The sequence below is a fragment of the Streptomyces sp. WMMB 322 genome (assembly GCF_900090145.1).
Classification (GTDB): domain Bacteria; phylum Actinomycetota; class Actinomycetes; order Streptomycetales; family Streptomycetaceae; genus Streptomyces.
On record NZ_FMHI01000006.1, the window covers coordinates 76,293 to 91,087 of the forward strand.

General features: G+C 71.0%; 8 protein-coding genes and 1 pseudogene. 7 read left to right on the plus strand and 2 right to left on the minus strand.

Translation table 11 applies throughout. The features are described from left to right. The first annotated feature begins 350 nt into the window (after positions 1 to 350). Complete coding sequence (locus tag H180DRAFT_RS12105) at positions 351 to 3,077, plus strand: helix-turn-helix transcriptional regulator (protein ID WP_055486044.1); 2,727 nt, start codon at positions 351 to 353, stop codon at positions 3,075 to 3,077. 165 nt (positions 3,078 to 3,242) lie between these two features. On the opposite strand, the gene H180DRAFT_RS12110 is transcribed toward H180DRAFT_RS12105, so the two are convergent. After that, complete coding sequence (locus tag H180DRAFT_RS12110) at positions 3,243 to 5,414, minus strand: LamG-like jellyroll fold domain-containing protein (RefSeq protein ID WP_055486045.1); 2,172 nt, start codon at positions 5,412 to 5,414, stop codon at positions 3,243 to 3,245. Between the two features lie 420 nt (positions 5,415 to 5,834). Here H180DRAFT_RS12110 and H180DRAFT_RS29815 point away from each other — a divergent pair, with 420 nt between their 5' ends. The 5 genes and pseudogenes from H180DRAFT_RS29815 to H180DRAFT_RS12130 all read left to right on the plus strand — a co-directional run bounded on the left by H180DRAFT_RS29815 (position 5,835) and on the right by H180DRAFT_RS12130 (position 11,721). After that, positions 5,835 to 5,975 (plus strand): hypothetical protein, encoded by a 141-nt coding sequence (locus tag H180DRAFT_RS29815; protein WP_159033577.1) that lies wholly within the window; start codon positions 5,835 to 5,837, stop codon positions 5,973 to 5,975. A 199-nt stretch (positions 5,976 to 6,174) separates the two neighbouring features. Then, a complete protein-coding gene (locus H180DRAFT_RS12115; RefSeq protein WP_079100055.1) occupies positions 6,175 to 8,487 on the plus strand; it encodes a xanthine dehydrogenase family protein molybdopterin-binding subunit in 2,313 nt (770 codons plus the stop codon). Between the two features lie 10 nt (positions 8,488 to 8,497). Further along, positions 8,498 to 8,956: a (2Fe-2S)-binding protein gene (locus tag H180DRAFT_RS12120; RefSeq protein WP_055486046.1), complete on the plus strand. Its 459-nt coding sequence runs from the start codon at positions 8,498 to 8,500 to the stop codon at positions 8,954 to 8,956. A 443-nt stretch (positions 8,957 to 9,399) separates the two neighbouring features. After that, positions 9,400 to 9,678 (plus strand): annotated as a pseudogene (locus H180DRAFT_RS12125) (hypothetical protein); the annotation flags it as partial. A 954-nt stretch (positions 9,679 to 10,632) separates the two neighbouring features. Further along, on the plus strand, positions 10,633 to 11,721 hold the full coding sequence (locus tag H180DRAFT_RS12130) for a class I SAM-dependent methyltransferase (RefSeq protein ID WP_079100056.1): 1,089 nt from the start codon (positions 10,633 to 10,635) through the stop codon (positions 11,719 to 11,721). A gap of 289 nt (positions 11,722 to 12,010) precedes the next feature. On the opposite strand, the gene H180DRAFT_RS12135 is transcribed toward H180DRAFT_RS12130, so the two are convergent. After that, a complete protein-coding gene (locus H180DRAFT_RS12135) occupies positions 12,011 to 13,069 on the minus strand; it encodes a slipin family protein (RefSeq protein WP_055486212.1) in 1,059 nt (352 codons plus the stop codon). A gap of 324 nt (positions 13,070 to 13,393) precedes the next feature. Between H180DRAFT_RS12135 and H180DRAFT_RS12140 the strand changes: the two genes are divergently transcribed. Further along, positions 13,394 to 14,752 carry an ABC transporter substrate-binding protein gene (locus tag H180DRAFT_RS12140; RefSeq protein WP_055486048.1) on the plus strand — a complete coding sequence of 453 codons (1,359 nt, stop codon included), beginning with the start codon at positions 13,394 to 13,396 and terminating at the stop codon, positions 14,750 to 14,752. The last annotated feature ends 43 nt before the right edge of the window (positions 14,753 to 14,795 follow it).

The following is a 14,795-nucleotide window of genomic DNA, read 5'->3' on the forward strand; positions in this document are numbered from 1 at the left end:
CCGACGCCCGGTTCGGCTCCGGAACCCCGCCGCAGGCCGGGCCGCACGCCGCCGGCCGCCTGCGGTCACCTGCGCAGGCTCTCCTCCCTGATCGCGGCGGCACCCTCCGGCCCCGTCCCGGGCCGTCCCGGCCCGCCGCGGGCCGCCCTCCGCTGCGGCGAACAGGCTCCCGAACGCCGCCCAGGTGCCGCCCGCGCACACCGGATGGGTCCGGACGCGCGCCCGGCACGTCACATCCTCGACAGCGCCCGAACCACTCAAGATGCGCCAAATCCCGTACGTACGGGGCTCCTCCGGCGAGAGGGGTTCCTACTCTGCACCGAGCCGACTTCCTGGAAGGGGGCGACATCGTGGAAGCTCCGACAGCATGGCCGTTCGTCGGGCACGAGCGCGAGCTCGCCGACTTCGACGAGGCCCTGGCGAACGAGCAGTGCCACGCTTTCGTCGTGCACGGCCCGCAGGGCATCGGGAAGTCGCACTTCGCACAGGTCTGCCGGGAGCGGGCCGAGCGCCGTGGCCATCCGGCCGGCAAGGCGGTCGCCGTCTCCGAACCGGGCTTCCCCCTCGCGTCGTTGGCGCATCTGCTGCCGTCCGGCGCCGGCGTCGGCGACGCGGTGTCCCTGTTCGCGAGCGCCCGCGAAGCCTTCACGGGAGGGATTGCGGGAGGGACTGCGGGAGGAGGCCCCGGGGAGAGGCCGAGAGGCTCCGCCTCCGGCACCGCCGCCCGGCGGAGGTTCACGCTCGTCGTCGACGACCTCGACGGACTCGACGAGGCCTCGGCGTCGCTCACGGCTCAACTCCTGGAAGCCGGAGCCGCGTTCCTCCTCGGCACGGTCGGGTCGCTGCAGAACCTGGGGCCCGTCGCGTACTGCCTGCAGTCGGGCGGCCGGACGCGCAGGGCGGACCTGAACCCCCTGAGCGAACCGCAGACCGGCGAGGTCATGGTCCGGGTGCTCGGCGGCCCGGTGGAACCGCGCACGGTCTCCCTGCTGCACCGGGTCAGCGGCGGAAATCCCTGCTATCTGCGGGAGTTCGTCCTCAACGCCCTGGCGGAGGAGAGCCTCGTCGACGACGGGGAGTCGTGGACGCTGATCTCGGACCTCGGCCCCACGCCCCTCCTCTCGGAGATCGTCGAGAGGCGCCTGGCGGGCGTGTCCCCGGAGACCCGCAGGACCCTGAACAGGATCGCGCTGTGCCAGCCGGTGGAGGCGGCCAGCCTTCCCGACGGTGCGATGGACGAGCTCGAAGTCCTCGGATTCACACGGCCGTTGAGAGAGGGCCGCCGCGAGTCGGTCGCCCTCGCACACCCCGCGCACGAGAAGGTGCTGCGCGTGGCGATCCCGTCCCCGGAACGCAGGCGCATCCTCAGCGAGGAGGCCGAACTCGTGCGGGCCAGGGGCGCGAAGAGGTTCACCGACAAGCTCCGGATCGCATCCTGGCAGCTCGCCGCCACGGGGTCCGCGGACCCCGACACCCTGCTGCGGGCCGCGACCCTGGCCCGCCGCACCCAGAACTTCCGTACGGTGCGCGAACTTTCGCGTGCCGCGTGCCGCGAGGGCGAGGATTTCCTCTCCCGTCTGCTGCTCGCCGAGTCGCTCTACGAACTGGGCGATCTGGCCGGCGCATGGGAGGTCTTCGAGGAGGCGGCGGAGCGGACGGACGGGGAGTTCGACCGGCTGCTCCTCGCCATCGGCAGGTCCAGGCTGCTCGCGTGGGGGTTCATCGACGCGCGCAGGGCGCTGGACGTCAACGCGGAGGCTGCGCACGAGGTCTCCGAACCGCGGCACCGGGACGCCCTGACGGCGGCCCGCGGCGCGATCCTCGTGGCGTTCGGCAGGCCGGAGGAGGCGCTGCGCGTCGTGGACGCCGCCGGCTGCGGGAGTGCCGCGGCGTCCCAGGGCCCCGTGGGCGTGCGGTGCTTCGAGGGCAACTGCCTCGCCGGCGTACTCGGAAACGGCCCGCGGGCCATCGCACTCGTGGCCACGGGCCGGGTGCGGGAAGGCCTGGAGTCGGCCCGCGAGGCGTACGAGGAAAGGGTGCGCCTGGAGGAGACCCCGGCGATTCCCCACCCGGTCGAGTACCTCAGCATCGTCATGTTCGCGCTGGAGGAGGAGGGCAGGCTCGACGAGGCGTACAAGACCGGCGAGCGGGGCTGGCAGGAGGCACTGGCCGACGACGTCGCCGGTGCGGAGGCACTGATCGCCGCGGCGCTCGCGCGCTGTTCGCTGTTGCTGGGCCGCCCTGCCGAGGCACGGCGCTGGGCCGCGCAGTCCGCCGGTGTCGCCTCACGCAACTCCTTCCCCGGCACCCTGCACATCGCACTGGCCCGCAAGGCCGAGGCCGCCGCCCTGATGCAGGACGTCCCGGCCGCGGCGAAGGCCGTCGAGGCCTGCTCCCAACTGCCGCGCTGGGGCGCCTTCCGCTCCGAACTGCCGCTGGGCCAGGCGTGGTTGCTGTCAGCTCAGGGAAAGCAGCAGGCGGCCCGCGGAGTCCTGTGGGAGGCGGCGGAGGACGCGCGGGCCGCGGGTCACCTCGCCAGCGAGGCCAGGATCCTCACCGACATCGCCCGCCTGGGCGACGCCCGGGGCGCCGAGGCGAGGCTGCAGCACATCGCCGGGACGTCGGACGGTGCGCTCACCGCCGCCCGGGCCTCGTACGTCGCCGCTCTCGCCGCCGGAGACCCGGAGCGGCTCATGCGGAGCGCCCATGTGCTCGCGGGGGCCGGGGCGTCACTGGTCGCGGCGGAGGCCGCCGCCTCCGCCTGTACGCAGTGGACTCACCGCGGAGAGCAGCGGCCGGCCACGGCGGCGGAGAACCTCTCCACGTCGCTTCGGCGCCAGTGCGAGCAGGCCCGCACGCCGGGGCTCACGGCGCTGGGGGCGGCGAAGCATCTGACCGCGAGAGAGGCGGAGATCGCGGGGCTCGTGTGCTCGGGCCTCACGAACGCGGAGGTCGCGGAGTCCGTCACGATCTCCAAGCGGACGGTGGACAACCATCTCCAGAACATCTACCGGAAGTTGGGGGTGCGCAGCCGGCGGGAGCTGAGGGCCGCGTACCTGAAGGAGGACTTCTCCTGACGCACGCCTCGACGAAGAGGGGGACGGCTCCTGCCGGTCGCCCCGAGCCCGCTTCTCCTCGTGCTCCTCGTGCTCCTCGTGCGGACCGGCCCGCTCCGGGCCTCCGGGGCCTGCGCGTGCAGTCGCCGGCCGGCGGCCCGCGCATCCGGTCGGGCCGGCGGCCGGTCACCGGCCCGCGAGAGCCGCCGCTTCACTCGCGGAGAGCGCCCGCTTGAAGGCCCGCACATCGTCGATGACTCCGTCGAAGCCCCGTACGAACTCCTCGCCGCCCAGCGCTCGGCCGACGGCGAAGTCGCCGTCCGCGTCGACGACTTGATGGCGGCCACCGGTGACCCTCCGGATGATCTCGTCGGCGGCCCGTTCGGCATCGCTGTTCCCGTAGTTCTGCGAGGCTCCTCCGAAGTACCCGCCCGCCGCTTCACCGGAGTCGGCGTCACCGCTGAAGTCCCATGAACCGCCGTCGAACCGGGAACCGTTGCCAGTCCCGTTGCTGTTGCCGCTGCTGTCGTACCCGTTGCCGTTGCCGTTGCCGTCGCTGCCGAAACCGTCGAAGCCGTCGCCTCCGCCGGAGGTGGTCGTCGACGTGGTGGTGGTCGTACTGAAACCGTCCACGAAACCGGAACCTTGCTCCACATCGGCGGTGTCCTCGAGGTGCCCGTCGATGTACAGGCGGATCTCGCCCGCCCCGGCGTCGTAGACGCCCGTCAGATACGTCCACCGGTCCGGCTCCGCACCCCGCGACGAACCGGCCTGGACCAGATCGGCGTCCTCCTCGTCCTCCTCCGGCATGATCATCTCCCAGCGGTCCGCCTCCGGGTCGTACTGGAGGGAGAAACCGCTGATGTTCTCGGCGTCCTGGCTGACCACCGTCTGGAAGTCCTCGGTGTCGTTCATCCTGGCGCGTGCCGAGACGGAGAAGCTCCCGGACGTGTCGACCACCGGGCCGTCCGCCACGACGGACTGCTCCCCGAAGAACTCCAGGCCGCTGCGGGCGGTTTCCGGGAGCGGGTCGCCGTCGAGGGTTCCGCCGACACCGTTGCCGGAGGTGTCCGCGGTGGTCCCGTCCCCGACAGCGTCGAACAGCCACTCAAGTGCCGCTCCCCGCACGGGCGATGAGGGCTTGCCGCCCTTCCCCGGGTTCCCGGGCGGCTTCGTCGCCGTGACGGTCGAGGTGGCGGTGGCCGTCGGCTCGGCACGTCCGGAAGGAGCCGGCGGCCCGGAGGTGGTCCCGGGACGCGGACCGGCGCCGTTCTGCGCCCCCTGCCGCAGACCCCCCGTGTAGGCGACCGCAACGACGAGGGAGCACAGACCGACGAGCGCGGCCGTCAGCGCGAACCGGCGGGCACGCGGGCTGCGTTCGCCGCCGAGGAGGGCCGCCGTGCCCGGCAGCGCGGACGCGCGGGCACGGAGCACGCCGAGGACCCGCCGCCCGGGCCCCGCCGCACTCGCCCAGACACGCGCTCCGGCACCCGCACCACGGCCCGGTTCGGCGCCTGGCGTACCGGTGACGTCGAGGGTCTCCGAGGAGACCGTGTGCGCCGCCAGGGCGTAGTCGGCACCTCCCCACGGAAGCATCGCCTCCGCCAGAACGCTCCCGAACTCGAAGCGCATGCGCTCCAGATCGTCCACGGCCCTCGCGCAGTGCTCGCACCGGTCGAGGTGGGCGACGAGATCGCCCGGCGTGTTCATGGACGTCTGCTCCGCGTAGGCGAGCAGCATGCGGTGCAGCCGGCGGCACGCGTCGTCCACCGTCGCGTTCTGATGGAGGCTTACATAGGTGGTGTAGAACTCCCTGCGCGCACGCCTGTTGAGCAGCGAGACGTCCTCGGTCCCCGTGGCGAGCAGCTGGTGGACCGCGGCGGCGTCGTCGTGCTCGACCTCGTGGTGCCACAGCACGGTCTGGCTCCGGGCCGGCAGACGCTCGAAGGTCTGCGCAGTGAGGGAGGAGGAGCGCTGGTCCGTGAGCCTCGCGGAGCCCGCGTCCCCGTCCGCCGCGGCGTCCACGCCGTCCCCGGCGGCTTCCTCGAACCAGTCCACCAGGCCCGGCGCGAGCTCGCTGCGCCTGCCGCCACGCAGCCATTCCGCACCGGTGCGCAGCACAGCCGCCAGCGCACGCGGACGCATCGCCCCCGTGATGTCCTCGTCCAGGGGCCGCAGTGCCTGCTCCCACGCCCGGCCGGCGAGCTCGTCGCCCGCCGCGGGGCTGACGACGTACGCGAAGGCCCGTACGGCCTGGTAGTGACGCTGCTCCAGCTCCTCGCGCGCGCCGGACGTCCTCTCCCCCTCCTCCTGGGCGAGGCGGCGCAACTCGTCGTCGGACAGGCGCGTGAATACCATCCGTTCGTTCATTCCCCTGGCAGTTGGCGGCGTCTCGGCCAAGAGACCGACGCTGGACCTTTGAGCACGGCCGCGGCACGGATGACCGCACTGACGGCCACTCACCCAGAATCACAGACCGGTGACAGCTCGGGCATGAGCAATAAGTACCTAGACCGGCCGTCCGCTTCCGGCCCCGTCCCGCCGCGGCCACGAGGCGTGCAGGGTGAGGGCCCGGACGGCTCACGTTCTCCGACGAGTGGGTCGCGGACCTGACCCGGCGGTACGGGCTGCGGCTGATCGGCGAACAGCCGCAGAGGTGAAGGAGAGGCGACGACACCGTCGGGGACTCCGCTCACGCGGCGGCCGCGAAGGCCGGCACCGGCCCCCGGCGGGCGCCTGCCCTCCCGCACGGGTACGCACTCCGCGGCGGCCCGCCCCATGAACGACGAACCGCAGCCGGCGGAGCGCCCGGAGAACGAAGACCCGCCGCGCCAGGAGGAGTTGGGCACCGGGATCCGCGAGGCGAACCGGCAGGGCCGCGCAGGCCCCTGCGGTCCGGCGGTGGACCGGGCGCGGTGAGCGACCCCGACGGCGCGGCGAGCACCCGGTGATGACCGTGGGTAACACCTGCTCGGAGTGTGTTCACGCCTTACCAACGCTTACGCACAATCGTCACGGAAGGCACATTGCCCGGCAGGGCGGGGCGCGGAAGTGTGTGCGCCAAGCCGGATCACGGGACCGCCGTCCCGGCAGCCGTCCTGTTGCGAAGGAGCCCACGATGGCGGGAGCGGATGGGGAGGCCGGCAGGGCCGGCGCGCACGCCGCGCACAGCACACCCGACGAGGCGGGTACGGGCACCGGTGGCAGCCGCCCCCGTGAGCACGGCAGGCGCAGGTTCCTGACGTACCTCGTCGCCGCTCCGACGCTGGCCGTGGCCACAGGCATCGGCTCGGAGACGGCCGCGCCCCGCGAGGCGGAGGCGGCCGTCCCCTCGCCCCCGGCGCCCGCCGACCTCCTCGACCTGGGGGACGTGCTGATCCTTGCGGCCAAGCCCACCTCGGGCCTGCTGGTGCTGAGGATCGACGAAGAGGGCACTGTGCACTTCCGGCTGCCGAGGGAGGAGGTCGGCCAGGGCCTGACGACCGCCGTCGCCATGCTCGTCGCCGAGGAGCTGGACACGCCTCTGGAGAACGTACGGGTCCAACTCGACGACGCACGGCCCGAGTTGGTGTTCAACCAGCTCACGGGCAGTTCGAACTCGATCAGGTCGCTCTACGGACCCGTCCGGCAGACCGCCGCCGCCGCCCGCGGCCGCATGCTCGCGACCGCGGCGCGCAAGTGGGACATGAAGCCGGAGGCCCTGTCGGTGCGCCGGGGTGTGGTCCTCGGGCCGGGCGGCCGGCGCGCCTCGTACGCCTCGCTCGCCACTGCCGCGGCCGGTGGACGCACCGAGGAGCTGAGCGGCGCCCTGACGGCCACGAAGCCGGAGTCGGACCAAACGCTCGTCGGCGTGCCCACCTCCCGCCTCGACGCCCGGGCGATGGTGACCGGGCAGCAGCAGTACACCCTCGACCTGGACGTGCCCGGCGCGAAGCCCGCCATGGTGCGACGGCCGCCGACGCTGGGCGGCACGGTGAAGTCGGTGCGCAACGAGGCCGCAGTGCGCGCCATGCCGGGCGTGCTGGACGTCGTCACCGTCGAGACGGGTGTCGCCGTCGTCGCGGAGACCTTCGGGCAGGCACTGGACGGCACACAGGCCCTGGACGTCACCTGGGGCAGGGGCACCGTCGACGACCTCTCCGACGACGGCATCCGCAAGAAGCTCCGTGCCGCGACCCTGCCCCTCACGGTGCCTCCCGTACTGACCGGGCACACCGACGCAGAGTTCGACTTCGCCTTCGTCAGCCACGCTCCGCTGGAGTCCAACTCGGCGGTGGCGGACGTGCGCAAGGACCGGGCGACGATCTGGTCGGGGCTGAAGTCGCCGATCGTCGCCCAGCAGACGATCGCCGCCGAACTGGGGCTGCCGCAGGACAAGGTCACCGTCCATGTCATCCAGGGCGGCGGCTCGTTCGGGCGGCGGCTCTTCTTCGACGCGGCGCTGGAGGCGGCCCGCATCTCGAAGAAGAGCGGGCGGCCGGTCCGGCTGATGTGGTCACGCATCGACGACATGCGGCACGGCCGGATGCGGCCCGCGACCCACCACAAGATCCGCGCCACGCACTCCCTGGGCAATGTGATCAGCTTCGAGCACCGCGTCGCAGCCGTCGAGACCGACCTGCGGCACGGGCTCGGCGAGATCCTCACCGCCAACGCGGCGAAGCTTCCGGTCGCGGGGAACGCGAGCATCGCGCAGTCGCTCTTCCTGACGACGGTGAAGTCCCCGTACAACTTCGGCGTCACGACCCAGCTGCTCAACGAGGTGCCGCTGAGGATGCCCACCGCGTCGTGGCGGTCGGTCTACTCGGCGAACACGCGTGGCGCGGAGGAGATCGTCGTCGACGAGATCGCGAAGAAGCTGGGCAAGGACCCGGTCGCCTTCCGGCGCGAGTTCCTCAAGTCCGCGCGCCAGCGCGCGGTGCTGGACAAGGCCGCCGAGGACGGCGAGTGGGGCCGGAAGATGCCGGAGGGCTTCGCGCAGGGCATCGCCTTCCACGACGAGTACAAGTCCTGTACGGCGTGCCTCGTCGAGATCGACGCCCGCGATCCGAAGGAGCCGCGGGTGACGAAGGCCGTCATCGCGGTGGACGTCGGGCGGCCGGTGAACCCTCGCGGGCTCGAGGCGCAGATGCTCGGCGGGCTGACCGACGCCATCTCCACGACGCTGCGGGCCGGGCTGCACATCGACAAGGGGCTCCCGCTGGAGGGCAGCTACTCCCAGTTCCACTACGCGCGGCAGGAGAACAGCCCGCGGGACGTACGGATCCATGTGATGCCCGCCGAGGACGGCGGGGAGCCCGGGGGCGCCGGGGAGCTGGGCGTGCCCGCGGCGGTCGGGGCCATCGCCAACGCCTACGCGCGTGCGACCGGCACCAAGCCGCGCTCCTTCCCCGTGAACTTCGACGTCGACTTCGACCCCTTCCCGCGTTGAGGAGCCTCCGTTGCCTTCCCACACCTTCTCCGTCAACGGCAGGAGCGTCACGGTCGACGCCCCTGACGACCTGCCCCTGTTGTGGGTGCTGCGCGACCTGCTCGGCGTGCGGGGCCCCAAGTACGGATGCGGAATCGACGTCTGCAAGGCCTGCACCAGCCACCTCGACGGCCGGGCGGTGAACCCCTGCGTCGTGCCGGTCTCCGAGGCCGACGGCAAGGAGGTCACGACGATCGAGGGCCTCGCCGACGGCGACAAGCTGCACCCGGTGCAGGAGGCGTGGCTGGAGCAGGACGTCGCCCAGTGCGGCTACTGCCAGCCGGGCCAGATCATGGCCGCGGTCGCCCTGCTGCGAGAGACGAGCAATCCCTCGGACGAAGACATCGACGCGATTGCGAACGTGTGCCGATGCGGCACCTATTTCCGCATCCGTGAGGCGATCAAGAAGGCGGCGGCGATGATGCAGTAGACGGCCGCGGCAGGTGCACGCCCCTGGACCGCGGTGTGTGGGTGCGGTGACGGCAGTAACGCCGTCGCGCCGCCCCGGCGCTGAGGGAATGCGGGCACCGGATTTCCGGACGACTGTGTCCCCTGGAGCATCCCGGGTATCCGCACCCCGCGGCCGTGGCCGTTCTTCTCCTTCGAGAATCCTGCGACGAGACGCTGTTTGCGCGTCGGATTGGGACCGATCCCGTGAGTGACACCGAACCCATGCCCCGGCAGCCGTACCACCCCGGGCCGAGCGGCCCCCCTCCGGGCCCGGCCTACCGCCAGGGCGGCCCGCCCCCGGGTCCCGGCTACGGCGGCCCGCCTCCGGGCCCCGGCCACCAGGGCGGCGGCCCGCCCCCGCCACCGGACTACGGCTACAACCAGCCTCCGGCGCCGCGCCGGGAACGCCGCCCGCGCGGCGACGGCGAAGGCGCACGTCGCGCCGCGCTGATCATCCACACGATCGCGGACATCGCAGCCGTGATCCTGGGCCTGTGGATCCTGCTGTACATGCTGGAGGCGAACCAGGCGAACCCGTTCGTGGAGTTCGTGAAGAGCTCGGCGGACTGGCTGGCCGCGTGGGCGCAGGACATCTTCACGATGGAGAGCGAGGGCCTGCGCGTCTTCTTCAACTACGGCCTTCCCGCGCTGATCTACCTGCTCATAGGGCACGGGATCTCGGCCCGGGTCCGCAGGCTCTGACGGGTCCCGCCACACCGGTACGGCCCTGAGGAACTCTCCCGGGGAGAAGGCGTGGCCGTGAGACGCGGCCACCGGAACGGAAGCAGCCCGCGTCCTGAGGACGCCGGGCCGCGATCAGTGGACCGGGCGATGCCGGGTCCGCGATCGCTCACGGCGCGCGCCCCCTGCGCGGCGTCCACTTGGACGCGGCGCAGGGGGCGCTGCCATGTGAGGCCGGCGGAGGACGGGCCGGCTCCGGATGCGGCGGCCGGCCGCCGCCGGCGGCGGGACGTTCCGCGCCGGGGGACCTCCGGATCCCGCGGAGAACGGAGGGCCCCGGCTGGGGGCGGGTGCGCCGCCCTCGGCGGCGGAACCGCGCCGCCGGGCCATCCGCGGGCAGCCGCCCTCGCGATGACCGGCGGACGGCGACGGATGGCAATGGACGGCTGGAACCGCCCGATTCCCTTTGGTCCCGAAGGGAATTGCCGTGCCCGCAGCCACTTTTGTTACCGACTCATGACAGTCGCAGTGCGTGACATTACCGCTTCGTACGACTGACTTTTCCGGACCGATACCCGCACCCGAACGGAGATCCTTTCCCCGGGCGCGTGAGATCGGTGCTCCATTCATGTTTCCCGGCGGGCACGAAAATCCCTGGCGGCACCCGGAGAGACACGCACCGTCCACTTCCGATTACACGGCTCACGCGAGCTCCATCGACGCGGCACATCCGGGCGCGAAGGGGAATTCCCCTCCCGAAAATCGGGTCAAACCGGCATCAACTGCCCGCAGAGATCGGGCATAAGCCCACAATCCGCAACCATCGACTTTCCTGTAGAAACAAATTGAGACCGGCTGGAAGAGTTCCGAAGAGAACTGCGGGGGTGCACTGCACAAAAGAGCTCCAGCACTGTTTGAACAATTCCGTTCCCGGGTGACACTGTGAGCCGAAAGCCGTCTCGAAGAGGTGCCGATATGGTGTCAGCCAAACGAGCCGTCGCCCGTGCCGTTTACGGATCCCGCTATGACAGCGTCCCTTGGGCGCAGCGCGTCTATGTCAGGCCGGGCGAGCGGGCACTGAGGGAGATGCAGTGGCGCCGGCTGCTGCACACTTCGCCGGTGATATCCCTCGACGAATACCGCTCACGCGTCAAACTCGGCGCGATCGAGGAGTTCATCTCCTGCCACATGTGCGGCGAGTCCAGGCAGCAGCCGCTCTACGAACCGTCCAAGCTCAAGAAGAACGGCAAGACCGCGTGGTCGTACCACGTCGTGCGCTGCCCGTCCTGCGGCTTCCTCTACCGCAACCCCAACATCCTGCCGGAACGCCTCGGTGACCTGTACTCCAAGAACTACAGCACCTTCCTGACCGGCGACTACGCCTCGAACCGGCAGCGCCGGTACCGCCAGGCCATGGACGCCTTCAAGCCCGTCTTCGACGAGGGCGGCGGCCGCCGGCTGCTGGACTTCGGCTGCGGGGCGGGGTACTTCCTGGAACTGGCCGAGCAGCGCGGCTTCGACGCTCACGGCGTCGACCTGTCGCCCGACTCGGTCAAGGAGGCCAACGAGCGTCTGACGTCGGCGACCGCGCACTTCGGCGACCCCCAGGACGTACCGGAGATCGCCGCGGGCGGCTTCGACGTCATCACGCTCTGGTCGGTGCTGGCCCATCTGCCGCGCCCCGTGGACGACTTCACCCGCTTCCGCAGCCTGCTGGCCCCCGGCGGCGTGCTGATGATCCTCACCGTCAACGCGCAGTCGCTGCTGCTGAAGGCGTACGGCTCCCGGTGGAACGGGTTCACCCGCAACCACCTGATGTTCTACTCACGGGAGACCATGCCGAGCCTGCTGCGGCACGCGGGTTTCGCGGGAGTGGCCTTCGAGCCGTTCTACGGCGACAGCGTCGAGGCCGGTACGACGCGGCTCTCGGACGCGCATGCCCAGCGCCTGCGGCGTTCCGTCAACGCCAGCGACGGCGGGAACATGCTGCGGGCCCTGGCGTTCGCCGACGAGGAAGCGATCGAGCGCTGGGGCGACGGCCGTCCGGTGCACCGGGTGACCTGACTCCGGGGCCGGCCCGGGCATCCCCCGGCCGCCGCCCGCGACGGCCGAGGCCGGTGCGGGAGCCGAGCGGAAGGCGCGCCCTCCCCCGGTTCCCGCACCGGCCCTCGTCGTGGGCGAACCGGCCTACGTCGTGGGCGAACCGCCGGGCGAAGGGCGAACCGGCCTTCGTCGTGGGCGAACCGCGGGGCGAAGGGCCATCCGCGATCGGGCCTTCCGCGCATGCAAGTTGCGGCCGCGCAGCGCACATACGCTCTGCGAACGGCCGCGGCGCCTCGCGACAGCCGCAGCGCTAGCGACGGCGGCGGCTCTCCGGGACCGACTCGTCCTCCGGCGCCGAAGCCCCGGACTTCCCCTCGTCCGCCGCCTCGGGAAGTTCGTCGGGGACGTCGTCCGGCGAGATCGCGCCCGGAGCGGGCCCTTCCGGTACGGCCGCCTCCGGCGGAATGGAGGCATCCGGCGGCACTGCCGCGCCGGGAAGGGACTCCTCGGAAGCGGCTACCTCCGGCAGGGACTTCTTCCGCCCGCCCTTGGCGCCCTTGACCTTGCCGGCCTTGGCGGTCCTGACTCCCTTGCCCCCGTTGCCGCCGTTGCCGGCACCCTCGTGCGGCGTCTCCAGAAAGCGCAGCAGCTCGACGGGGAAGGGGAGCACCAGCGTGGAGTTCTTCTCCGTGGCCACGGAGGCGACGGTCTGCAGCAGCCGCAGTTGCAGCGCGGAGGGGGTCTCGGACATCTGCTCCGCCGCCTGGGCGAGCTTCTTCGACGCCTCCAGCTCGGCGTCGGCGTTGATGACCCGTGCACGCCTGTCGCGCTGTGCCTCCGCCTGGCGCGCCATCGAGCGCTTCATGGTCTCCGGCAGCGACACGTCCTTGATCTCGACGCGGTCGACGGTCACGCCCCACTCCACCGCAGGGCTGTCGATCATCAACTCCAGGCCCTGGTTGAGCTTCTCGCGATTGGAGAGCAGGTCGTCGAGCTCGCTCTTTCCGATGATCGAGCGGAGCGACGTCTGCGCCATCTGCGAGACGGCGAAGCGGTAGTCCTCGACGCGGATGATGGCGTCGGCGGGCTGGACCACCTTGAAGTAGACGACGGCGTCGACGCGGACCGTCACGTTGTCGCGCGTGATGCCCTCCTGCGCGGGCACCGGCAGCGTGACGATCTGCATGTTGACCTTCTGGAGCCGGTCGATGCCGGGCACGATCATGGTGAACCCCGGCTGCTTGACCCCCGACTGAAGGCGTCCGAGCCGGAAGACCAGACCTCGTTCGTACTGCCGGACCACGCGTGCCGCTGCCATCGCGTACAGGACGCACGCGATCACAATTCCGACGATCACCTCGACGACCATGACGGCCTCCTGCACTGCCACACAAGCCCGGCATTCAGGGAGAGAACCTCCTTCAACGGTAGCGCCGCACGGACGTCGGGGCGAGGGGTGCGACAGGACCGGGAGCGGAACCCGGCCGAAGTCCGCCGGCGAGGAACCCGGCACAGAAGGTGACAGAGGGCTCACGGGCCACAGACGCCGCGCAGATCCGCACGAATCTTTGGAAACAACCCTGTACAACGTTGAGGTAAACGTTGTAATAAGGTCCCCCGACGCCCGCTTCCACGGTCCGTCGATCCCTTCCAGCCGTCTCTCGCAGCCAGGTACGAACACCCGGGAGGACCTATGCGGAACCACACCCCCGACGGCCTGTTCCGGCGCACCGCACGCGGGCGCCCGCTCCGCCGCACCGGCATCGTCCTCGTCACCGGCCTGGCCGTATCGCTGAGCGCGTGCACGGGCCAGGGCGCCGGCGGCAGCGGGTCGGACGACGCGGGCTCGTCGAAAGGCACGACCACACTCACGTTCTGGAACGGCCTCACCGGCGGCGACCGCAAGACCATCGACAAGCTGATCGGCGAGTTCAACGAGTCGCAGAAGAAGGTGAAGGTCAAATCCGTCCCGATGCCGTGGGACGTCTTCTACCAGAAGCTGCTGACCAGCGTCAGCTCGGGCAGCGGCCCCGACATCGTCGCCATGGACGCGGGCCAGATACCCAAGTACGCCGACAAGGGCGTCCTGGCGCCCGTCGACGACTTCTACGACTCGAAGAAGCACATGGACACCTCGAAGCTGGTGCCCGCGGCCGTCGACAGCTCGAAGTTCGACGGCAAGAACTACGGCGTCCCGCTCAACATGGCGACGCTCATGCTGTTCTGGAACAAGACCATCTTCAAGGAAGCCGGCCTGGACCCGGAAAAGCCCCCGGAGACCTGGGACGAGTTCGCCTCGATGGCGCCGAAACTGAGCAAGGACAAGAACGGCGACGGCAAGCCCGACAAGTACGCAATCGCCCTCGCCGACCACGAGACGGTCCCCATGTATCCGATCCTGCTCTGGCAGGGGGGCGGCGACGTGGTCAGCGAGGACGGCAAGAAGGCCACCCTGGACGACCCGAAGACCCTGAAGACGCTCAAGTACTGGGTCAAGCAGGTGCGTTCGGAGCAGGTCTCCCCCATCGGACTGGGCGGCGCCGACGCCGACAAGCTCTTCCAGACGGGGAAGGCCGCGATGGAGATCGTCGGCCCCTGGGTCACCACGTCCTTCTCGGAGGCGGGGGTGAAGTACGGCGTCACCCGGCCGTTCAAGGGCCCCGAAGGCCAGCAGACGCTGAGCGGCGTCACCTCGTTCGGGCTGAGCGCGAAAGCGAGCCCGCAGACCAAGAAGGCGGCCTACGAGTTCTTCTCCTTCTGGAACAGCAAGGAGTCGCAGATAAAGCTCTCCGAGGGCACCGGGTTCCCGCCGGACCGCACCGACGTCGACCCCGAGGAGCTGAAGGCCAATCCGCATGCGGCCAAGTTCGGCGCCCCCGACGTCACCAAGAGCGCCCGGCCGTACCTGCCCGGCCTGGTCGACGGCCCGACGATCTCCGACCAGATCTTCTACCCCGCGCTCCAGCGTGCGCTGAACGGCAAGGGAAGCGTCGAGTCGGTCTTCAAGAAGGCCGACGCGCGTGTGCAGGCGGAGCTCGACAAGCAGAAGTAGCGGCCGCGGCCGGGCGGTTGCCCCCAGCACCGCCCGGCCGGTC